The organism is Euhalothece natronophila Z-M001 (assembly GCF_007904085.1).
Lineage (GTDB): Bacteria > Cyanobacteriota > Cyanobacteriia > Cyanobacteriales > Rubidibacteraceae > Halothece > Halothece natronophila.
Genome location: NZ_CP042326.1, coordinates 587815 through 609932 on the forward strand (window position 1 = coordinate 587815; position 22118 = coordinate 609932).

The following is a 22118-nucleotide window of genomic DNA, read 5'->3' on the forward strand; positions in this document are numbered from 1 at the left end:
TCATTTGTCATTTGTCATTCGTCATTCGTCATTCGTCATTTGTCCTTTGCATCTGGATAAGAAGTTCTCTCTCCCCATCTCCCTATCTCCCCATCTCCCTATCTCCCCATCTCCCCACCTGACAGTGATTTCAGGAGAATAAAACCATCCTGATTGACAGGGGAGTCTTTCTTTTTATAATATCTGAATATGTCTTCAGGTTTTCAGGTGTTTAAAAATGGGACAACACGGTGCTTGCGGTTGTACGCATGATCATGGACATGGGCATCATCATGGTGCAACAGAGTTTAGTTGGAAAAAGGAACTTACCCCGATCGCGCTTTCAGCTATTTTATTTCTCATCGGGTTAGTTTTTAATCAGCCTCTTGGTAATACCCCTTATGGAATCGCTGAGTATGCTGTGTTACTACCTGCTTATGCAGTGAGTGGTTGGGGGGTTGTTACCAGTGCCGGGCGAAATTTACTCAAGGGAAAGGTTTTTGATGAAAACTTCTTGATGACCATTGCTACCCTTAGCGCGATCGCGCTTGGAGAACTCCCCGAAGCGGTAGCAGTGATGCTATTTTTTCAAGTGGGAGAACTTTTCCAAGATAGTGCTGTTGCCCGTTCTCGAAATTCAATTGAATCTTTACTCGCGATTCGCCCAGATACTGCTAACTTGAAAATTGACACCGAAATTAAACCCGTTTCCCCAGAAACAGTGCAAGTAGGGGAATTAATTCTCGTGCGTCCAGGGGAAAAAGTGCCCCTTGATGGGGAAATTTTACAGGGAAACTCAAAACTAGATACGTCTCCTTTAACTGGTGAATCCATCCCTGAAACAGTGGAAGCGGGAGACAATATTCTTGCTGGTACGATTAATCAAACTGGTGTTTTAACGGTAAAAGTCACTAAGCCATTTGCAGAATCTTCCATTGCGAAAATTCTAGATTTAGTACAAAACGCCAATAGTAAGAAGGCTAAAACCGAAAAGTTTATTACTCGTTTTGCCCGTTACTATACCCCAATTGTGGTCTTATTATCTCTTGCGGTTGCTATTTTGCCACCGTTATTCCTCCCAGGGGCAACCCATGCCGAATGGGCTTATCGAGCGTTAATTTTACTGGTCATTTCTTGTCCATGTGGCTTAGTGATTAGTATTCCCCTTGGCTACTTTGGTGGGGTAGGAAATGCTGCTAAACATGGCATTTTGGTGAAAGGAGCAATGTTTTTAGATGCTCTAACGGAAGTGAAAACCGTTGTTTTTGATAAAACGGGAACGCTGACAAAAGGGAATTTTCAGGTCACTGATATTGTTACCCATAATGGACTGAAAGAACCAGAATTGCTAGAATTAGCTGCCACTGTGGAATCACAATCAACTCATCCTGTGGCTCAATCTATTTGTGAGAAATATGGGACAACCATTGATCACTCTCAATTAGAGACTTATCAAGAAATTTCTGGACATGGCATTATTGCAGAAGTCAACCAACAAGTGGTTGTAGTGGGAAATGATCGCCTCTTGCATCGTGAACAGATCCCCCATGAACCTGAGATTTGCCAGTTGGAGGGGACAGTGGCACATACTGCTGTTAATGGGGAATATACAGGTCATATTCTCATTGCTGATGAACTCAAGGAGGATGGAGTAGAAGCGGTGCAAGGATTAAAATCTCAAGGAATTGAGGTGGTGATGTTAACGGGGGATCATGAAAGCGTCGCCAGCGCGATCGCGCAAAAGTTAAACATCGATCACTATCAAGCGCAATTACTCCCAGAAGATAAAGTAAACGCTTTAGAAGGAATTTTGCAGCGATCACACCGCGAAAAAAATAAAGTTGCCTTTGTTGGCGATGGTATTAACGATGCCCCTGTCATTGCGCGAGCAGATGTAGGGATAGCAATGGGGGGGTTAGGTTCTGATGCAGCGATTGAAACGGCTGATGTTGTAATTATGACCGATCATCCGTCGAAAGTTTCTCAGGCGATCGCGATCGCCCATAAAACTCGTCGCATTGTCTGGCAAAATATTGGCTTTGCTTTAGGGATTAAAGGCTTATTTATCCTTTTAGGCGCGGTAGGCGTTGCTACCCTTTGGGAAGCAATTTTTGCTGATGTAGGAGTAGCTTTAATTGCTATTTTCAATGCGAGCCGTATCATGAAAGATTGATTATGAAGCAGGGGCATGATTTTAGAAACAATTCAAATTTTTATCTGCCCCATCTGAATTTACCAAAAAAATTCAGTTCTAACTTATTTGAAGCCCACCGCAGCTTGCCAAACAAAAGCAAGCAACAGAAAGAAGACAGGAATAATGGGTAAAACATCCACTAAGGGATTAAAGATAGAATAGGCTTCTGGTAATTTGGCAAATAATAGTGCTACTTCCATTTTTTATCGATCCTTACCAACGCAGTTTCTTAAAATATCGCTATTTATCTTAACATGAGTTGCTTGTATTGATCTTTTCATCAAAGAAAAACTCAGATTACAGCTTCAAGCCGGTTTAATTCCACTATTTACTGGTTGCTTAATACAACCGTTCAGCGTGAATCTGAAGAATCTCCCGTTATACTATAGTCGTCCCAATTCAGTTCCGTAGTGCAGGCATCTTGGCTGCTACTAGAGAGCAAGATGCTCCCACTACTTTTAGGTTGCTGTTTTTTTATTTAGAATCACTATAAAAATAACCACGTGCACTTATTGAACAGAACTTCCCTCTCAGGTTACAATTCAGTTTGTGTCTTTAAAAAAAATCTAGTAAATCGTTAAATTAGGGAACGGCTCTATGATCCACGACATTTTCATGCCTGCACTGAGTTCAACTATGACCGAAGGAAAAATCGTTTCTTGGGCAAAATCCCCTGGAGAGAAGGTGCAGAAGGGAGAAACTATCCTCGTAGTGGAATCAGACAAAGCAGATATGGATGTGGAGTCGTTCCATGATGGCTATCTTGCCACGATTATGGTAGAAGCAGGAGAACAAGCGCCTGTGGGATCAGCCATTGGCTTACTTGCAGAAACCGAAGCAGAAATTGAAACAGCCAAAGAGCAAGCTAAAAATCAAACACCAGAGAAAAGTAGCGATAGTACCCCGAAAACGCCGCTAGAGGAAGCGCCTGCTGCAAAACCCCAAGAACCAGCGCCCCAACCAGCAGCCGCTACTTCCACTAAAAAGCAGGATGGTCGTGTAGTCGCCTCTCCTCGCGCTCGCAAGTTAGCTAAGGAATATGGCGTTGACCTTTCTACTTTACAAGGAAGTGGCCCCCATGGGCGCATTGTCGCCAGTGATATTGAAGCAGCGGCAGGTAAGTCTCCTACCCCGACTCCTCAACCTACCCCGACTCCTCAGCCGACACCGCAACCCTCTCCCACGCCAGCACCCTCTGTTAGTGGTGAGGTTGTTCCTTTCACAACTTTACAAAATTCTGTGGTGCAAAATATGGTGGCGACGGTACAAGTTCCCACTTTCCATGTGGGCTATACCATCACCACAGATGAACTAGACAAACTCTATAAACAGATTAAGTCGAAAGGGGTAACGATGACGGCGTTATTAGCCAAAGCTGTGGCGATGACGTTGCAAAAACATCCCATTGTTAATGCTAGTTATACCGAAAAAGGCACTCAATATCATGGGGCGATTAATATTGCGGTTGCTGTGGCGATGGAGGATGGAGGCTTAATTACTCCTGTTTTACGTAATGCCGCTGAACAAGATATTTATACCCTCTCTCGCAATTGGAAAGATTTAGTAAAACGCGCTCGTAGCAAACAGTTACAACCAGAGGAATATAGCACTGGAACATTTACCCTGTCTAATTTGGGAATGTTTGGGGTTGACCGTTTTGATGCAATTTTACCTCCCGGACAAGGAGGCATTCTTGCCATTGGTGCTTCTCAACCGCAGGTAGTGGCTACTGATGATGGCATGTTTGGGGTGCGTCGTCAGATGAGTGTGAATATTACTTGCGATCATCGCATTATATATGGCGCTCATGCCGCCGCTTTCTTACAAGATTTAGCACAATTAATGGAAAATAATCCGCAATCTTTAACAATGTAAGTTAGTGGTCATTGGTCATTGGTCATTAGTCATTAGTCATTGGTCATTAGTCATTGGTCATTGGTCATTAGTCATTGGTCATTGGGTTTTGAACCTCTCCCGTTAAATCAAAGATTATAACGGGAGATTCCCATATAGACTCTTATCTAGGCAACCGTAGTTGCCCCCGACAGACCGCCATAACTGGGCTGTTTCACCACGGGCGTACCGACCGCAGTTAATCCTCGCTTTAATACCACTTCTGCTGCTGCTACATCCCTATCTTGCTGATATCCACACTCTGGACAAACATGAAGACGTTGGTTTAAGTCCTTTTTCCCAGTATGAACTCCACAATTAGGACAAACTTGAGAAGTGTAATCCTTATCCACTTTGGCAAAATAGGTATCTGTTTGAGAACAGACATATTCCAAAGTAGTTATGAATTGACCTAACCCCATGTCTAGGGATTGTTTAGAGAACATTCCTTTACTCCAAGCTGTAAAGTTGATGTCTTCAACGAAGATCATTCCAGTGTCAGCGCAGAGTTGATGAGCAAGTTTGAAGTGGTAATCTTTGCGTTGATTAGCTACTTTTTCGTATAGTTTAGCTATCCTCTTTTGTAACTTGAGATACTTTCCAGACCCTTTCTTCTTGTTACGTAGTTTTCTTTGCAGTAATCCAATCTTGCGCAGAACGCGATCAAGAAACTGTGGTCTTTCTATGGTTAAACCTTCAGAGGTAGCTAGCATACTTTTAATTCCAACATCTAACCCCACTGCATGACCGTGAGGTGCTGGTGTTGGAATGTCAACATCTAATTCCAAGGCTAAGTTAACGTAGTAGCCAGACGCTTTCTTAATGACTTGGACTTGTTTAATTTGAAATCCTTTTGGAATTTCCCGTGATTTAATGAACCTTACCTGTTTCAGCAAGGGCATTCTAATTTGATTACCTTCGACTTCAATCTTGTTACTAACGAGATTAAAAGACTTCATCTTCTTCTTAAACCGAGGAAAGCCATAGCCTTTAGACTTCATGTCGTTAAAAGCTCGGTGAAGTTTTCTCAAAGTTTGTTGCATAGCCTGAGCATTCCCAGACTTAAGAAAGGGATAAGTTTTTTTAGCTTTGGTTAGGTTAGAGGATTGAATGTGGTAATTGGGATATTCAAAAGGAGGTACAATGTATTCCGAGGTGATCGAGCATGAATTAATTCGACAACTACGAGAGTTATACCAGAGCTTTCTTTCAGCCAAGGCATAATTCCAAACCGAACGACAAACATTGAGATTGTGTTCAATCTTTTCAATTTGTTGTTTAGTGGGTTTAATTTTGTAGTTGTAGGTTAAATTCAGCATCGACCAGATTTCTCAACATTAATCTGAGTTTAGCACCTATCTTACATAATAGGTAAACTTATTGTAACTGTCCTGAGTCATCTACCCGTTAACCTAACGGTATAACGGAGCGGAGCAAAGCGTGAGCATCTTCTCAGGACGTTAAGATAAACAACAAAGGACAAATCATTATTGTAGTGCTTTCAGCATAGTTTGGAGTTTGAGTTGAATTTCTGCCAATTCTTTATCAGGATTGGAACCAGCAACAATGCCCGCACCAGCATAGAGTCGGGCTTGGTTTTTATTGATCATTGCGGAACGAATCCCCACCATAAATTCGGCATTGCCTTGGGTATCTAACCAGCCAATTGGGGCGGCATAAAGCGCGCGATCAAAGGTTTCATATTGCCCAATTTTTTCGCAAGCTACCTCAGTTGTTACCCCAGCTACTGCTGGCGTAGGATGAAGTTTAGCTAAAATTTCGATTGGGTTAATGTTATTGGGAACTTGGGATTCAATTAATGTCCATAAATGTTGGATATTACTCAGTTTTAATAGCTGACGGCGCGATCGCTGTGGCGTTAATCCTAACGCTTCTAATTGTTTGATAATATAACAACTTACGGCTTGATGTTCTCGTCTCTCTTTCTCACTAGCAAGTAAATTTTGAGCGAATTGATGATCGATTTTTTCAGTTTTACCACGGGGGGCAGAACCAGCTATGGCATCACTGATTAAATGTTGTTTTCTTAAACTAAATAAGCGCTCTGGGGTTGCTCCTAAAAAGGTGGTTCCTTCTCCGTTACTCACAGAAAAAATATAGCAATGGGGATATCTTTGTCGTAAATAATGTAAAGATAAATAAGGGGAAAAGGAAACAGGAGAAACCACATCTAGATGATGAGCCAGCACAATTTTCGTTAATTCTTGGCGTTCAATATCTTTTAGGGCAAGTTTGACGGCAGATTTGAATTGTGATGAGTCCTGAAGTTCACTTTTTTGAAAAGGAGAACTGAGAGAAAATGGAAAGGTAATAATTGAATTTCCGACTTTTTCAATTTCTTCAATTTTGTTGCTAAGTTTTGATTCAATGGTGGCGATATTACTGTTATGAGAGAGGAGAAAGTTATAGGTTAAAAAACAAGTATTATCCGCTCGGGATACTTGCCAACGAGGAATAAATATGGTAACGGATGGAAAATGCCCTTGATAGCTTGATGTTGAAAAAAAAGAGAAGTTAGTTAAGAATTTTAATCCTGCTTCCGAGAGTTGGCTATGTTTTAACTCAATAATTTTATCTTTGCAGTTATCAATAAAATCTTGAGTCTGCTGAAAACGATTCGTCCCCGTGATATTTTTTTCTTGACAAATTCCCCAAGCCGCGATCGCGCTTTTTGGTTGTTGCGTTTCCCAATAAAAAGAGCGCTCCTCACGGAAATTTAACTGTTGCAAAATCGCCAAGGGTTCTACGAGGGACAAAGGCTGTGTCACACTAATAATAAATGATTGGTGCCTTTGCTGACATTTTTTATGGCAATCTTGCAAAAAGTGATGGAGGTGATCAGGGTCGGCTAATCGTCTAGCATAGCAGGGAGTCACTGACATGAGTGCAACAATTGTAAATAATTTTATAATTGATCTGGTCTTGTGCAAACAAAGATGATATTTCTAAGGAGAAGTTGCTGGTGGTAAAAACCATTGCTTGCTATTGATTTATCTTAACAATGATTGATTGCAGTCGCTTCTTCGGGATCATTTTTGATTGTTCCCATCCCTAAAGCCAAAACAAGACAACCTGAGTTATTCTTACTTTCTATGCGCTTGACTCATTTTGCTGACAATTCTGTAAAAAAAATTAATACATCTTTGTGGTTAGCCGCGATTAAGCCTCCGATTTATAGCGTGGCAATTATTCCAATTACAATGGGGACGCTCGCCGCTTATCGAGACACTGGAGAAATTAATCTTCCTATATTTTCCCTGTTTATATTATCAGGAATTCTAATTATTGCATGGCTAAATTTGAGTAATGATGTTTTTGATTCAGAAACAGGCATTGATGTTAATAAATCGAGTTCAGTTGTTAATATTACAGGGAATAAACAGTTAGTTTTTAGAATTAGTAATATCTGTTTAGGCCTGGCGATTTTAGGGTTAAGCGCGATCGCGTGGTTACAGCAAGACTGGCAAGTGATCCTCTTGGTGTTACTCGCTTGCTTCTTGGGTTACACCTATCAGGGGCCACCATTTCGACTGGGTTATCAAGGCTTAGGAGAATTTATTTGCTTTATTTGCTTTGGCCCCATTGCCATTGCTGCCGCCTATTATTCCCAAGCGCAAGTTCTCACACCTGTTACGCTTCCCACTGCTATTCTAATCGGAATTAGTACCACCATTATTTTATTCTGTTCCCATTTCCATCAAGTACAAGATGATATTCTCGCTGGGAAAAAATCACCCATTGTTCGGTTAGGAACAAAACAGGGGGCAAACGTTCTGATGATTTTAACCGCAAGTATGTTTGCTTTGACAGTTCTCTGGTGGCTGCTAGGATACTTTCCCTTATCGAGCCTTCTGATTTTTCTAGCAATTCCTTCTGGTCAACAATTAGTGAGTCATGTCCAAAAATATCATGATCAACCGAGTAGGGTAAGTAATTCTAAATTTATTGCAGTGAAGTTTTATATTTGGAGTAGTGTGTTTTTGGCATTAGGGTTAATTGCGCCCACTTTCTTCTCTTGATGACCTGATGATCGTACTAGCCAATAACCCGCTCACTACAGCAGGGATTTCTAAATGCGGTAAAACACCAGTTCCTGGAACAATATGAAACTGCGCGATCGCGCCTTGATTTAAATTCGCTAACCGTTTGCCTTTTTCAGGGCGACTAAATCGTGACTGTGATCCCCAAACTAAACTCGTGGGTGTGTTCAAATCTCCCATGTACTGTGCTAGATCAAAGCAAATATCCCCTTTCAAAGAAGCAAGGGCAGCATATTCGGCGTTAGGTTTCAAAGCTGAAGTTAAATAGGCTTCAACCACTTCTTCGCTTAAACGGGAGGTATCAGCAAACAAAAATTGTTCTAAAAAGTTTCTAACTGCCCATTCATTGCCTGCACCCACGGCATAAATAAGGCGATCTAACCCTGGCAAATTAATTAACTGGGAGGCAAATTCCTCCTGATAATCTTCACTAAAATCGCGATATCCCGATGGAGAAACTAAAAACAAACCTCGGAATAACTGCGGCTCAGAAATAGCTAATCGAATGACTAACCCTGCAGTTAAAGAAGAAGCAACCACCCAAGCAGGTTTTTTTGCTACATTTTCTAATAAGAGCTTAATAATCTCTAAATAATCTTCAGCCGAATATTTTTTCACAGGATGAGCCGAATCTCCCCAACCAATTAAATCAGGGGCAATTACATTATAATTACTAGCAAAAGTCGGATAAACTTTTGACCATTCATAAGCCGACGAACCGCCCCCTAAACTATGGAGAAAAACGAGAGGAATTGCTTCTGAAACGTTTGGGGGATAAAAGGAAGCATCAGGCACACTATAGACCATTTTTCCCCATTTCGTCTCTAAACTTCGCTGTTGAAATCCTGCTGGTTGAAATGCTCGCATGACCTTATAATGATTTTTAACTAATACAGTTATAGCAGTTTTTAAAAGTCATTAGTCATTGGTTACTGGGCACTGATTTATTTACAAAGGACAAGGGACAAACAACTAACTTAAAATGTAATCCTTTCTCGTAATAAAGAGAGCTTTTCTCTCACCGCTTCATGAGTATATTCATCATCAGGATGAGGGGGATCACCCGGCTTTTGAAAATAAGGACGCTCTTGGTACATTTGCCCCCATTTTACATCTGCCTCTCGTACCATTTCGTAAAATAATCCCTGCTGAGTTAATATCTTTTCTAAAATTTTATCTAACCCTTTTAATGGGGATTCTAAATGTTGACTTAGTAAGGGATCAGATTTTACCCAACGTTTCAAAACTGATTGCAATGCCCCAGAAGAGTCAGGTAAATTATTATCAATAAAAAGGTTTACTTCTGTGGTTACTTGCACTAATTTTGGAACCGGGGATTCTCCTTTTAAAAAGTTTCCCCCTTCTCGACCAATGGCTTCAGCTAAAGAGTACTTTCGATCTGATAGGATATCTTGTTGTAGGTTTTTCTCTTGATCGCGATCGCGCTGAGAACTCATCGTATTTCCTTACCATTTTCTTCCTCTTTGCCATGGTATCAGATATTAATCTAAAAGAACTCCTCCTCTGGTTACTGGGAAAACGGAAGAGATTTCGCATCACAGGAAACTCCATGTTACCCCTTCTCAAACCGGGAGAAGAAGTATTAATTGACCCCAATATTTATCAAAAACAGCTACCAGAAGTGGGAGACATTGTCGTTACTCAACATCCCACTCAAAAGGACTTACAATTAATTAAAAGAGTCGCAAGTATCCGAGACAATGGCAGTTGTTTATTGTTAGGAGATAACCCCACTGCCAGCACAGATAGCCGACAGTTTGGGGAAGTTCCTTTATGCCTTATTCAAGGGCAAGTCACTTGTCGATTTGGCTAATATTAGTCATTAGTCATTGGTTATTGGTTTACAAACAACAAAGGACGAAGGACAAACAACAAGTTAAGAGTAATTTCCAAGAGGGTATAACTAACCTTATTTGCCCATCCCTAACTGTTGTGCCTTCTGATAAACCTTTCCTTCCGTCAAGAGAGAGGGCGCGATCACTATTTCTACTTGTTGCATTTCCTTAAGATTTTTTGCCCCCAAGGTTCCCATACTGGTTTTTAATGCACCTAATAAGTTGTGCGTACCATCATCAAGTCGTGCCGGCCCAGTGAGAATTTCTTTTACCGTGCCAGTGGTTCCTACATTAATCCGAGTTCCACGAGGTAAAATGGGGCTTGGAGTTGCCATTCCCCAGTGGAAACCTTGTCCAGGAGCTTCTGCTGCCCGAGCAAACGGAGAACCAATCATCACCGAATCAGCCCCGCAGGCAATACATTTACAAATATCCCCACCAGTCACTAAACCACCATCAGCAATAATCGGAACATATCTGCCACTTTCTTGATAGTATTGCTCCCGTGCTGCAGCACAATCCGCCACTGCAGTTGCTTGGGGAACACCTACGCCTAAAACCCCACGAGAGGTACAGGCAGCGCCTGGCCCAATTCCCACTAAAACGCCTGATGCTCCTGCTTTCATCAAGTCATAGGCAACCGCTTCAGTGACACAGTTTCCTAAAATGACGGGCATGGGCATTTTTTCACAAAAGCCTGCTAAGTCTAGCGGAGTAACTTCCTCAGGGGATAAATGAGCTGTGGAAACAACTGTAGCTTGCACAAATAGGAGATCTGCACCTGCTTCTGCTACAGCATCGCCATATTTGGCAGCCCCTGCTGGTGTGAGACTCACTGCTGCAATTCCACTCTGAGACTTAATTTCGTTGATGCGCTTTTTAATCAATTCCGATTGAATAGGAACTGAATAAAGTTCTTGCATTAACCCAACAAACTCATGTTTTCCCACAGAGGCAATCTTTTCTAGGATGGGGTCGGGGTCTTCGTAGCGAGTTTGAATCCCCTCTAAATTTAAAACCCCTAATCCTCCCAACTCAGAGAGTAATACTGCCATTTTGACATCTACTACCCCATCCATGGCACTGGCGATAATTGGAATTTCCCGTTGAATTTCGCCGACTTGCCAAGTGGTATTCGGTAAATTAGGATCTATTGTGCGTCGTCCTGGAACAAGGGCAATTTCATCAATTCCATAGGCTCGACGTGCTGTTTTTCCTTGACCAATTTGAATATCAAGACTCATAACTTAACTACTCGTTCCCAAAGCTATTCCCTATAGATTAACTGATTTTAACATTAAATTCCTTGATGGGAAGATGCTTCTAAAGGGGTAAACTCGATACAATAAACTTTAGTTCTGATTGTATTTGGTAGCCTCGTCCTCTATAACAACTTAATTTATGAGTCCGAAAAAACTTTCTGATGACGAAAAAGTCGAGCTAGTTCGTTTATATCGTGAAACAGACGCAACAACCGCCACTTTAGCGCATCACTTTCAAGTGAGTAGTTCCACGGTTGGTCGTGTGCTTAAAAATAAGTTATCCCCCCAAGATTATAACCATCTAGTTCGTAAAAAGCGTTATCAAAAACGCTCCAAACATCGCTCTAAACCAGCCCCCAAAGTTTCTTCTAAAAAGGAATCAACTCAGTCTCGTGAACAAGAGAATGAAAGTGATAATAATGATACTCAATTGTCTCAAGTTCCAGAGATGCAAAAGTCGGTTTCTGCACCCGCTAATTCGTATATAGATCAAGAGCCATCAAATCAACAAATTGAGTTATCATTTTCCGATAATGAGTCTTCCCCTCAGATAACTCTTCCCTCAGACCAGGAAGAGCAAGAAGAAATGGAGAATGTTGATTTTAGTGTGATTAAAGCAATGTTCGGGGAAGATATGGGGAGTGATGATTTAGAAGACTCAGAGGAAGATGACTGGGAAGAAGAGGAAGAACAAGTTACAAGCAATCCGAAAAAGAAGTCTAATGAAGTGGAAGTGTTACCCCTTTCTCAGGCAAAATTCCCTAAAACTTGTTATTTGGTAATTGATCGAGGAGCAAATTTAATTACGAAGCCTTTAAAAGACTTTAATGATTTAGGAAAAATTCCCAGTGTAGAAACCCAACAAAAAACATTGCCAGTTTTTGATAATCATCGGGTAGCACGACGATTTTCTAATCGCTCTCAAAAAGTAATTAAAGTTCCTGATGGTAAAATGATTCAAAAAACTAAAGAACATTTACAAGCGAAGGGGATTAAACGAATTTTAATGGATGGAAAAGTTTATATGCTTTCTTAATTTTTTGTCCTTTGTCGTTTGTAAACCAATGACTGATGACCAATAACCAATGACTAATGACTAATAATTTTAAGTTTTATTAAAAAATCTAAAAAACTTTCGCAAGCAAGCGGTAATAAGGGAGGGAGGCTTATAAAATTAAATATTAATAAAATCTTAAATAGTGGGTGAGTAGCGGGGTTTCCCATAGCTGATCATTACTATTTGTCTTTAGAGAAGGAATGGAAATAAGATGCAACTTAGCCATTTACTCAGGCTGTATGAACAAGGGGAGCGAGATTTTCGTGGTGTTGACCTTAGTGGCTTGGATTTAACGGGAGTTACCTTAATTGGGGTGGATTTTACTGGGGCGAATTTAATTGGGGTTAATTTAAAGCGAGCTTTTTTAACTAAGTCAATTTTTGATCAGGCAAAGTTAAACTGGGCAAATTTTAGTTATGCCAAGTTAAGTGATAGTTATTTTCGAGATGCTGAATTAACTAAAGCCGTTTTTATCGGTGCTTTTATGATCAATTGTATCTTGCTTGGAGCAAGAATTAGTGGGGCAGATTTTTCCCAAGCTAATCTTAAGAAATCGAATTTACAAAGAAGTAATTTATCGGGAGTGAATGGCTATCAAGTGAATTTGCGAGAAGCCAATTTAAATGATGCTAATTTAAGTTGGGGAAATTTTTTAGAAGCAAGATTAAGCAAGGCTTCTTTACAGGGAACGTCTTTGATCGATGTGAATCTGCAACGGGCTTTAATGAAAAAAGTTGACTTACAAAATGTTGATTTATCTCGGGTGAATTTAGTGGAAGCCAAGTTAAGTGAGGCGAATTTAGAAGGAGTAAATTTAAGGCAAGGAAAATTAGCGCGATCGCGCCTTAATTCGACTAATTTAACAAAAGCTAATCTCACGGAAGCAGATTTAAGCCAAGCCTCCTTAGAAAATGCCAACTTAACAGGTGCCAACTTAACAAGAGCCCATTTACAGGGAACTAATTTAACAGGAACAATTCTTGATCCAACTGAGCAAAGTAATAGCAATGCTAACCAGTCTAAGGTTCCCTCAAAACCTGTCAATTTTCCGAAAAATAAAAGCTATTTTGATCCAAGTATGGCTTATGATATTGCCATTTAAAAAGTCGCTAATCGACAGGGGCGAAAAGAGCGACGATGTTGGGGAGAGGGGCCATATTTTTCTAACGCAGAACGATGAGCGGCGGTTCCATATCCCTTATTTTGGGCAAGATGATATTGAGGGTATTTTTCTGCCCAGTCTCGAATAATTAAATTATCGCGGTGAACTTTAGCAACAATACTGGCTGCTGCAATTAAGCGCGATCGCGCATCTCCCTGTTTTAAATTCACCTGTTGAATATTATGGAGATCAGGTAAAGCAAATCGACCATCCACCAAACAAATCATCGGCGGTGGCGTTAACTTTTGCACAGATCGTTGCATCGCCCGTAAGGAAGCCTGAAGAATATTAATCTCATCAATTTCACTGGCTTGAGCTGCCCCAATTTGAGCATCTGTCACCATGGCTTTAATGAGTTCCGCATACTCAGTCCGTCGTTTAGGGGAGACTTTTTTACTATCTTTTGCCGCAATTTCATTTAATTCAGTGACCTGTGACGCTGGAAGAATGATCGCGGCTGCCACCACTGGGCCAAATAGCGCTCCTCTTCCCACTTCGTCAACCCCAGCAATTAAGGTAGAGGGATGAACCTTTTTCAGGATTTGTTCTTCTATCTCCATTTGTCACGCTACAATCAAACTAACTCTCAGCATGGTGAATTGAAAACAATGACGGTTACTTCCATTGCTTTACCCACCCAAGATCAACTCCCCTGTGATGATGGCATCCCCATGGAAACTCAACGACATAAAATGCAAATGGATTTATTAATCCAACTGTTATATCCTTGGCTCGAACAACGGGATAATGGTTATGTGGGGGGCAATATGTTTATTTATTATAGTGCTGCCCAACTGAAAAACCAAGACTTTAAGGGGCCTGATTTTTTTGCCGTCATCGGCGTTTCTAAAAAAGAACGTAAAAGCTGGGTGGTGTGGGAAGAAGGAAAAGCCCCAGACGTAATTGTGGAATTACTTTCTGAAAGCACGGCTAATTATGATAAGACGGTGAAAAAAGAGATATATCAAGACCAAATGCGCGTGCCAGAATACTTTTGGTATGATCCCTTTAATGAGGAAGACTTTGCAGGATTTCGCTTAAACGGAAGACATTATTCTCCCTTACAAGAAGAAGACAAGGGATATTTTTGTGAAAGTTTACAACTGTATTTAAGACGATGGCACGGCAGTTTTGAAGGGGTAGAAGCTACGTGGTTACGATGGGCAGATTTAGAGGGGAATCTTTTACCCACAAGACAGGAAATGTCAGTAAAGGCGCAAGCAGAGGCTCAACAAGCCCAAGCAGAAGCTCAACAAGCCCAAGCAGAAGCCCAACAAGCCCAAACAGAAGCCCAACAAGTGCAAGAAAAAAATCAAAGACTAGCGGAAAAATTGCGAGAAATGGGGGTTGATCCTGATACGATCTAGATGATTAATTCTGATTATTAGAACGTGGGACAATCAACAGTTATTGGCATTGATTTAGGCGGCACTGCCATTAAAATGGGTCAATTTCTCCCTGATGGCAGTTGCTTAAATACGCTTACCCTCCAAACGCCGCAGCCTCCTGATCCAGAAGTAGTGGTGGAAGTCATTGCTAAAGCCGTACAAGACTTAAATGGGGAGAAAAATGTAAGCGCGATCGGAATTGGTACTCCTGGCCCGACAGATGCCAATAGCCGCATTGCACGAATTGCCATTAACCTTCCCGGTTGGCAAGATGTTCCCCTAGCAGACTTATTAGAAGCGAAGTTAAATCTTCCGACAATTGTTGCAAATGATGCTAACTGTGCAGGGTTAGGAGAATCTTGGTTGGGCGCTGGGCGTAATGTTAGTAACCTCATTCTCTTAACTTTGGGGACTGGCGTAGGAGGGGCAATTATCCTTAATAATGAACTGTTTATTGGCCCCTATGGCGCGGCAGGAGAGTTAGGTTTAATTACCCTCAATCCCCAAGGGGAACGCTGTAATAGTGGTAATCATGGCTCTTTAGAACAACATTTATGCGCTCAGTCGATTTACCGTCAAACCCAAAAAACCCCTGCTGAGTTAGGAGAATTAGCCCAAGCTGGCGATGAAATGGCTTTGGAATTTTGGCGAAAATATGGACAGACGTTAGGAGTGGGGTTAGCGAGTTTGATCTATGTGTTAACGCCTGAAGCCATTTTAATTGGCGGTGGAATTAGTGCCAGTGCTAAGTTTTTCCTCCCTGCTGCGTGGGAAGAAATTGAAAAGCGAGTGGTTGGGATTTCTCGATTGAATATTCAGCTTCTGACTGCTGAATTAGGGAATCAAGCTGGAATGGTAGGTGCGGCGAAATTAGCATGGGAGAGGCAAGGTGAGGGAACTTCAGTCATTAGTCATTAGTCATTAGTCATTAGTTATTAGTTATTGGTTATTGGTCATTAGTTATTGGTTTACAAAGGACGAAGGACAAACAACAAACAACAAACAATAAAAAATAAAAAAATAGATGAACTTTCATGGGTATATTTACTATCCTCCCACTAGAGTATGGGGACAGCTACTTGTTCCTTTTATTGGAGTATGTCTAATAATACTGATTGAGCTTATCGATTGGATGGATACTGGTTTCCTATTTTGGATGCTATTTGTGATAGTAGGACGTTCTGGATTTCAACTAATTATCAAAGGAATCAAAAATATATTCAGGGGAACCACGTTAAGTGTTAACGAGAAAAATTTTACCCTAAAAACCGTTATTGTTGTTTGTCAAACGTAGTCGCAGAAGGTAAAACCAGGCTTTTATTACTGTTTTCAACTAATCCCTAGCATTTAAGCGATTGTAGTTGCTTTCTCTATTGAAACCTGATTGAATCACATAGAAAATAAATTGGAAGATTTGATATATGTGTATCTGTATTTCGCATGGAATAACTGGTTTATCGAAATATCCTTTTATTTGTTGACGTTTCACTAGATTCCACTGAGTAAGCTGTTTTTGAGATGTGACATTAATTGAGAAATGAAAGATCTCTTCTAGATATTTTTTAACTTCTGGACGAACAGCAAACAAAACATAAGTTTCTTTATGTCTGAGTAAATATAAATATGCACTTAAAACAACAATCACTGTAAGAAATGAGGATTTAAAATATTTAGCCCTAAATTCTTTCGACATTACCCACCTTCCTAGTTCAACCATGGTTTGAGAAGAACAATCCAAATTGAAATAATTTTGCATTGGCAGATATACATGATCATTAGAAAATGTTATACGTATAGCACCAATTACTCCGTTACCACGTTTTTTAAGGATAATGTTTTCGCTGTAGGGATCAAATTCATCCAAAAAAATTTCTTTCGGGGATTCTTCTATGTGACCTTTTTCCAAATACACTTGATAACGCAGCCGATAAACTTCTTCTAATTCTCGCCCTTGAGCAAGCGAAACCTCATATCCTCGAAACCATATAATGCGTTTTACTATCCATAATCCGCTATAAGCAACAAATAAGGCTATTGATCGGTATATATTTGATAGATCAAATCTGATATTAAACCAACTCCAAATCATACCAATAATGTTTATACTCAATAAGACTATAGAACCCAAATTCAACACCCTCAACTTTCACCTTGTCTGTTTTGCCAATATAACGATAAGAAATAAGAGACTCTTGTAAAGAAAAGCGCGATTGCTAACCACAACAGTTCAAACTCGATTAAAATAGTGGATCAAAATCGTTATAGCCCAAAAGTCCTCATAAAAAGTTTTAGTTTCGAGTGGTTTTTATAGCACTTCATATCTAAGATTATCAGCATTAATATCTGCCACTTTTTCTTCTTTGATCTTATCTAATTTATTGTGCTTATTCAGTGATATAGTTAACTTTTTATTATACAAAACTTTATCTGGGTAGTATTGAATAGTAATGGTAAGTAGAAGAATATGAACTGAAGGGTAAAAGAAAAATTAACATGGATGAAGTTGCATTAGAACTAGGGCAAGAATTTGCAGATTGGATATTTGAAATTGATAATAATACGAAATGTAGTAAATGAAGCCTTGATTGAGTGAGAAACTCTCAACAGTGAGCTTTTTAAGTTTCTTTTACTTCTTGTGTTTGAGGTTGGGAAGTTTCATTTTTAAATAAGATAATAGCAGCGATACCAGACAACAGTTGTAGCCCACCAAAAGCCATTAGAGTAGCAGGAAAGCCAAAATGTAATAACTCTCCAAATAAGTAACTACCCAAACCGAAGCCAATAAATAGGGCAAACACCTTTAACCCCATAATCTGTCCTAAACTTTGTTCACTGCCTAAATTGCTAACAATTCCGACAAACAGAGGTTGCGTCAAATCATAGCCTAAAGAAAGCACTAATATCGCAATGGTTGTTCCTGTGGGAGGAATCTCAAAAATCATCGCTAATCCTGCAAAGGCTGCCACAATTAAACCAGGAGGAATGATCCAACAACGGCCAAATCGATCTGCTGCTCGCCCGATGATTCCACTAAAAATTAGCCCTGGAATCCCGTAACCCAAAATTGTTAAACCAATGCCCACATCATCCATTTGTGGGTAACGTTGGGTCATATATACTCCTAACCAAGTATAAACCCCGCCATGATAAATCCCATTCCATAAGACGTATAAATAGGTGCGAAATCCTCTGGGTTCAGATAAAATTTTGCCGTAGCGTTCAAAAATTTCTCGCAGGGAAGGAATCTTTTTCGCTTTCGGAGCATCAAACAAAGCCCCATAGCGACGTAAACCGAGTAAGACTAAGGTTGCCATGACAGAAGTAGCAACGAATAAAAATTCCCAGCCCGTAAAAGAAACTAGCAAAGCCCCTCCTGCTGATCCGGCTGCCATTCCGCCTTCCATCGCTGCAAAAATTAAGCCTAATTTCGCTCCTCTTTTATTAAAGGGAAATAAGTCTCCAATGAGGGCAAATGTTAAGGGGATCACTCCACTAGAACTCAAACCAGTTACCAATCGCCAGAAAATCATTTGATTAGCGGTTTGAGCCGTCACTGTCAAAAAAGTAGAAGTAATAAATAAAATTAAGGAGATTTGGATGATCGGCCAACGTCCAAAACGATCTGAAATTAACCCATAAAATAAAGCAGCTATCCCGTAAGAAAGCATATAAGCTGGAACAATTAACCCCATTTTTTGTTCTGAAACGTTAAATTCTCCTGCTAGTCTTGGGATTAAAGGGGCAACCATGTAGCATTGAAGGAAAATTAGCCCTGCCTCAACCGCTAGAAGTCGGAATAGCTGATTATGTTTCTGTAGCCGCCTTTGGCGATTGGCTTCTTCAGTATGTTCAAACATTAATATTTTTCAATAGGATGAATATTTATCCTAAAGTTTAATTGATGTTAACAGGTGTTAATACACCCTGACAGTTTACTTGAAATCCTAGCTAATTGCCACTTCTAGCATTTCTTCAGGGGTGAGATGATCATAAACGACGTTACCATCCCGAAACCAGACAATGCGCTTGGTTTCTTTTGCCACTTCTACTTCATGAGTCACCATAACAATGGTAATTCCCGTTTCATGGAGTTCTTGGAAAATGGCTAAAATTTCCCGCACGGTTCGCGAATCTAAAGCCCCTGTGGGCTCATCAGCTAGCAGTAAACGGGGGTTATTAACAATTGCTCGCGCGATCGCGACTCGTTGTTGTTGCCCGCCTGACAATTGATTGGGTTTATTATAAAGACGACTCCCTAAGCCCACTCTTTCTAAAGCCCTAACAGCGCGATCTTTCCGTTCTGTTGCCGAAACTCCAGCATAAATCATGGGGAGAATGACATTATCCAAAGCGGTTAGGTGGGGGAGTAAATGAAACTGTTGGAAGACAAACCCGATTTTACGGTTGCGAATGTCTGCAAGGGTAGGATTGGGGAGTAAGGAAACATCTTGCTGATCAAAATAGTAATGCCCGGCGGTAGGGCGATCTAAGCAACCAATTACATTCATGGCTGTGGATTTGCCTGATCCTGAAGCCCCCATAATCGAACAGTATTCTCCTTCCTCAATTGTCAAATTCACCTGATTCAGGGCGTGAACCGTGGCGTTTCCTGTGCCATAAACTTTGGAGAGATTGTCTAATTGAATCAGGGTTGAGGGCATATCAGGATTAAATAATTTGCTCGTTGCACTTAGTTAAGGGTTGCTCGAAGTGTTAGCAGACTGCAAATGCTTCATCAGTTCTTATTATAGTGGCTTTAATCCGTTCTTTCAGCAATTCTTAGTTTAGCCGATCGCGCTCTTGGGTTTTCTTGACTTTCTTCTGGTGTCGCCGTAATTGGCTTTTTTGTAATCACCTTGAGTTGAGGATGTTCCCGAAAGGTATGTTTAACGATGCGATCTTCTAGACTATGAAAACTAATAATAACCAGTCTTCCTTGTGGCTTTAACCAGTGAGGAGATTTCTCTAAAAAGGCTTTTAAGTTGTCTAATTCATTGTTAACAGCGATACGGAGGGCTTGAAAAACGCGAGTTGCAGGGTGAATGCGACCATAGCGCTTTTGTGGGGCAAAACATAGCGCGATCGCGCTTGCCAGTTCGGTTGTTGTTGAAAAAGGACGTTTTTGTAGAATTTTTCGAGCAATTTTCCGAGAATATCTTTCTTCCCCATAGTGATAGAAAATATCGGCTAAGGTGCTTTCATCCCAGTGATTAATTATCTCGGCTGCCGTTAAAGATTGCTGGGGATTCATTCGCATATCTAAATCCGCTTCTTTTTGGAAACTAAAGCCTCGTTCAGGGTTATCTAATTGGGGGGAACTTACGCCTAAATCTGCCAAAATTCCATCAAATTTTAAGGTTTCAGGGTCATATTCGGTAAAGTTTTTATGATAGAATTTAATTTGTTTATAGGCAGAAAGTTTGTCTTTTGCTGCCGCGATCGCGCTTTCATCTTGATCCAAGGCAATGAGATGAATATTCTCAGCAGAATTAAGGATCAGTTCACTGTGACCTCCTCCTCCCACTGTTGCATCTAGATAATTGCCACTGGCTTTAATTGTTAATCCCTGAATAACGGCTTCACTTAAAACAGGAAGATGATGGAATGTTTGGTTCATTGTTCGTAAAACTGAGTCATTATGTCAACATTAAAGGCAAATATAAAGGGTTAGTCCTTATTCTTTTACTGGCGACTGGCTTAAGATTATTCACTTTGGTAAAAAAAGATTTATGGATTGATGAAATTATTACAGCTATTTTGACATTTGGTCAAGGTTATCAAGGCATTCCTACAGAGGAGTTAATTCCCTTAGATCAAATTTCCCTTTTATTTCAATATCAACAACAAAGTTATTCCGAAATTGCTCACGCTTTAGCGGAAACCTCCAGTCATCCGCCACTATTTTTTTACTTAATTCACCAATGGCTAGGCTGGTTACAAGAACTTCCTTTCCCTGATCTGTCTCTAGCAACACAGCTAAGATTATTCCCTGCAATATTAGGAATTATTGCGGTAATATTATTATATCATCTTAATCAAGAAAGTTTTTCTCAACGAGCTGGTATTGTGGGAGCAACTTTAATGGCGGTTTCTCCTTTTGCCGTTTATTTATCCCAAGAAGCCAGACAATATACGTTGGGATTAATTTTAATTACTTCTGCGCTTTTTTTCCTGATTAAACTGATTAAACAATCACAAAGCACGGGAATTTATTGGCTACTGTGGGGCGTTACCAATAGCCTTGGGATTTATACCCATTATTTTTTTCTATTATCTTTTTTGGCTCAAATTGTTACTCTATTTATATTTCTCTACCCTTCCAAAACCCGTCTCATGACATTAGGAGGAGTAATTATTGGCGTAGGGTTAAGTTATCTTCCTTGGCTTCCCACTGTTGTTGATCATTTCTCTAGTTCGACCACTGATTGGTTACCTGAATTTGATTGGCTTTCCCCGATTTATCAACTCTTATTAGGGGGCATCGTGATGGTGGTGACATTACCAGTGGAACAGCAACCGCTATTAATCCAGATTTTATCAGGAATTTTTATGTTAGGGTTTTGGGGATGGTTGGTCTATCATTTTCGATTCGGCTATCAACAATTACGACGAGATACAGACACAAAAAAAGCAACACTCGCTTTATCTCTTTATTTAGTTATATTATTTGTGCAGTTTATCTTAATTATTTATGTTTTACAAAGAAATATCGCGATCGCGCCTCGGTATAATTATGTGTTTTATCCAGCAATTTGTGCGCTTTTAGGCGCAAGTTTCAGTTTTCCTGAGAAAAGAAAAGTCATGCTAACGCTTATCAGTGTGGGGATCATTAGCAGTATTTTTGTCGGCTTCAATTTGTTTTTTATTAAACCCTATCAACCTGAACTCACTGCCAAACGGTTTAACCAACATTCGGAACCCACTTTAGTAATCATGAACTATAGAAACCAAGCAGAATTAGCGTTAGGCTTAAGTTATGGTCTAGCACTGGATAGACAATCAGAGGAGTCGTCAAATAGTGCTTTAATGTTACTAGATCGCAGTGAAGGTTATTCTAGAGTATGGGAAAAAATTAGCCAAATAGAGATGAATCTGCCAAGCAGTTGGGTAGTCGCACCGGGAGGATTAACAGAAAAAGACTTTCCCGATCAATTAAAATTTGCAAATAGGAATGATTGTAAGCGCGATCGCGCTGCTTACTATCGCATTGGGTTTCCCTATCAACGATACCAATGTCAACAGTAAATCTTGAAATTACCCTGAAAC

20 protein-coding genes are annotated in these 22118 nt (G+C 40.3%); 9 read left to right on the forward strand and 11 right to left on the reverse strand.

Going from position 1 to position 22118, the window contains the following annotated elements:
* The first annotated feature begins 217 nt into the window (after positions 1 to 217).
* The gene (locus FRE64_RS02660) at positions 218 to 2152 is read left to right on the forward strand and encodes a heavy metal translocating P-type ATPase (protein WP_146294548.1); all 1935 of its coding nucleotides are present in this window, start codon (positions 218 to 220) and stop codon (positions 2150 to 2152) included.
* Positions 2153 to 2235: 83 nt separating this feature from the next.
* Here the strand turns inward: FRE64_RS02660 and FRE64_RS02665 are convergent, their stop codons facing one another.
* The gene (locus tag FRE64_RS02665; protein WP_146294549.1) at positions 2236 to 2373 is read right to left on the reverse strand and encodes a photosystem II reaction center protein K; all 138 of its coding nucleotides are present in this window, start codon (positions 2371 to 2373) and stop codon (positions 2236 to 2238) included.
* A gap of 397 nt (positions 2374 to 2770) precedes the next feature.
* On the opposite strand from FRE64_RS02665, the gene FRE64_RS02670 reads away from it, so the two are divergent.
* Positions 2771 to 4048: a dihydrolipoamide acetyltransferase family protein gene (locus FRE64_RS02670; protein ID WP_146294550.1), complete on the forward strand. Its 1278-nt coding sequence runs from the start codon at positions 2771 to 2773 to the stop codon at positions 4046 to 4048.
* 146 nt (positions 4049 to 4194) lie between these two features.
* Here FRE64_RS02670 and FRE64_RS02675 read toward each other — a convergent pair whose 3' ends face one another.
* Both FRE64_RS02675 and FRE64_RS02680 read right to left on the reverse strand, forming a co-directional pair.
* Positions 4195 to 5385, reverse strand: coding sequence for an RNA-guided endonuclease InsQ/TnpB family protein (locus tag FRE64_RS02675; protein WP_146294551.1), 1191 nt, complete (start codon positions 5383 to 5385; stop codon positions 4195 to 4197).
* Positions 5386 to 5553: 168 nt separating this feature from the next.
* Positions 5554 to 6969 carry an isochorismate synthase gene (locus tag FRE64_RS02680; RefSeq protein WP_146294552.1) on the reverse strand — a complete coding sequence of 472 codons (1416 nt, stop codon included), beginning with the start codon at positions 6967 to 6969 and terminating at the stop codon, positions 5554 to 5556.
* A 210-nt stretch (positions 6970 to 7179) separates the two neighbouring features.
* On the opposite strand from FRE64_RS02680, the gene menA reads away from it, so the two are divergent.
* Positions 7180 to 8106, forward strand: coding sequence for a 2-carboxy-1,4-naphthoquinone phytyltransferase (menA, locus tag FRE64_RS02685; RefSeq protein WP_146297251.1), 927 nt, complete (start codon positions 7180 to 7182; stop codon positions 8104 to 8106).
* Here the strand turns inward: menA and FRE64_RS02690 are convergent.
* On the reverse strand, positions 8080 to 8994 hold the full coding sequence (locus FRE64_RS02690) for an alpha/beta fold hydrolase (protein WP_146294553.1): 915 nt from the start codon (positions 8992 to 8994) through the stop codon (positions 8080 to 8082). The genes menA and FRE64_RS02690 overlap by 27 nt on opposite strands.
* A 110-nt stretch (positions 8995 to 9104) precedes the next feature.
* Positions 9105 to 9584 carry a hypothetical protein gene (locus FRE64_RS02695; protein WP_146294554.1) on the reverse strand — a complete coding sequence of 160 codons (480 nt, stop codon included), beginning with the start codon at positions 9582 to 9584 and terminating at the stop codon, positions 9105 to 9107.
* Between the two features lie 32 nt (positions 9585 to 9616).
* Here FRE64_RS02695 and sodX point away from each other — a divergent pair, with 32 nt between their 5' ends.
* Positions 9617 to 9961 (forward strand): nickel-type superoxide dismutase maturation protease, encoded by a 345-nt coding sequence (gene sodX / locus FRE64_RS02700; RefSeq protein ID WP_146294555.1) that lies wholly within the window; start codon positions 9617 to 9619, stop codon positions 9959 to 9961.
* A 96-nt stretch (positions 9962 to 10057) separates the two neighbouring features.
* Here the strand turns inward: sodX and FRE64_RS02705 are convergent, their stop codons facing one another.
* Positions 10058 to 11227 carry a GuaB3 family IMP dehydrogenase-related protein gene (locus tag FRE64_RS02705; protein ID WP_146294556.1) on the reverse strand — a complete coding sequence of 390 codons (1170 nt, stop codon included), beginning with the start codon at positions 11225 to 11227 and terminating at the stop codon, positions 10058 to 10060.
* Positions 11228 to 11384: 157 nt separating this feature from the next.
* On the opposite strand from FRE64_RS02705, the gene FRE64_RS02710 reads away from it, so the two are divergent.
* Positions 11385 to 12281 (forward strand): hypothetical protein, encoded by an 897-nt coding sequence (locus FRE64_RS02710; protein WP_146294557.1) that lies wholly within the window; start codon positions 11385 to 11387, stop codon positions 12279 to 12281.
* 232 nt (positions 12282 to 12513) lie between these two features.
* Positions 12514 to 13404 carry a pentapeptide repeat-containing protein gene (locus FRE64_RS02715; RefSeq protein ID WP_146294558.1) on the forward strand — a complete coding sequence of 297 codons (891 nt, stop codon included), beginning with the start codon at positions 12514 to 12516 and terminating at the stop codon, positions 13402 to 13404.
* On the opposite strand, the gene FRE64_RS02720 is transcribed toward FRE64_RS02715, so the two are convergent.
* Positions 13401 to 14024: a ribonuclease HII gene (locus FRE64_RS02720; RefSeq protein WP_146294559.1), complete on the reverse strand. Its 624-nt coding sequence runs from the start codon at positions 14022 to 14024 to the stop codon at positions 13401 to 13403. The two genes, FRE64_RS02715 and FRE64_RS02720, sit on opposite strands and share 4 nt — an antisense overlap.
* A 48-nt stretch (positions 14025 to 14072) precedes the next feature.
* Here FRE64_RS02720 and FRE64_RS02725 point away from each other — a divergent pair, with 48 nt between their 5' ends.
* Together FRE64_RS02725 and FRE64_RS02730 are read left to right on the forward strand one after the other, a co-directional pair.
* The gene (locus FRE64_RS02725; protein ID WP_146294560.1) at positions 14073 to 14831 is read left to right on the forward strand and encodes a Uma2 family endonuclease; all 759 of its coding nucleotides are present in this window, start codon (positions 14073 to 14075) and stop codon (positions 14829 to 14831) included.
* 24 nt (positions 14832 to 14855) lie between these two features.
* Complete coding sequence (locus tag FRE64_RS02730; protein ID WP_146294561.1) at positions 14856 to 15770, forward strand: ROK family protein; 915 nt, start codon at positions 14856 to 14858, stop codon at positions 15768 to 15770.
* 415 nt (positions 15771 to 16185) lie between these two features.
* On the opposite strand, the gene FRE64_RS02735 is transcribed toward FRE64_RS02730, so the two are convergent.
* The 4 genes from FRE64_RS02735 to rsmH all read right to left on the reverse strand — a co-directional run bounded on the left by FRE64_RS02735 (position 16186) and on the right by rsmH (position 20469).
* Positions 16186 to 16941, reverse strand: a complete 756-nt coding sequence (locus FRE64_RS02735; protein ID WP_186708932.1) for an N-acyl amino acid synthase FeeM domain-containing protein — start codon at positions 16939 to 16941, stop codon at positions 16186 to 16188.
* A 526-nt stretch (positions 16942 to 17467) separates the two neighbouring features.
* Entirely contained in the window at positions 17468 to 18709 is a 1242-nt protein-coding gene (locus FRE64_RS02740; RefSeq protein WP_146294563.1) for an MFS transporter, read from the reverse strand.
* Positions 18710 to 18796: 87 nt separating this feature from the next.
* Complete coding sequence (locus tag FRE64_RS02745) at positions 18797 to 19513, reverse strand: ABC transporter ATP-binding protein (RefSeq protein ID WP_146294564.1); 717 nt, start codon at positions 19511 to 19513, stop codon at positions 18797 to 18799.
* A 95-nt stretch (positions 19514 to 19608) separates the two neighbouring features.
* Positions 19609 to 20469: a 16S rRNA (cytosine(1402)-N(4))-methyltransferase RsmH gene (gene rsmH / locus FRE64_RS02750; RefSeq protein WP_146294565.1), complete on the reverse strand. Its 861-nt coding sequence runs from the start codon at positions 20467 to 20469 to the stop codon at positions 19609 to 19611.
* On the opposite strand from rsmH, the gene FRE64_RS02755 reads away from it, so the two are divergent.
* A complete protein-coding gene (locus FRE64_RS02755) occupies positions 20457 to 22097 on the forward strand; it encodes a glycosyltransferase family 39 protein (RefSeq protein WP_146294566.1) in 1641 nt (546 codons plus the stop codon). The two genes, rsmH and FRE64_RS02755, sit on opposite strands and share 13 nt — an antisense overlap.
* Positions 22098 to 22118: the final 21 nt, after the last annotated feature.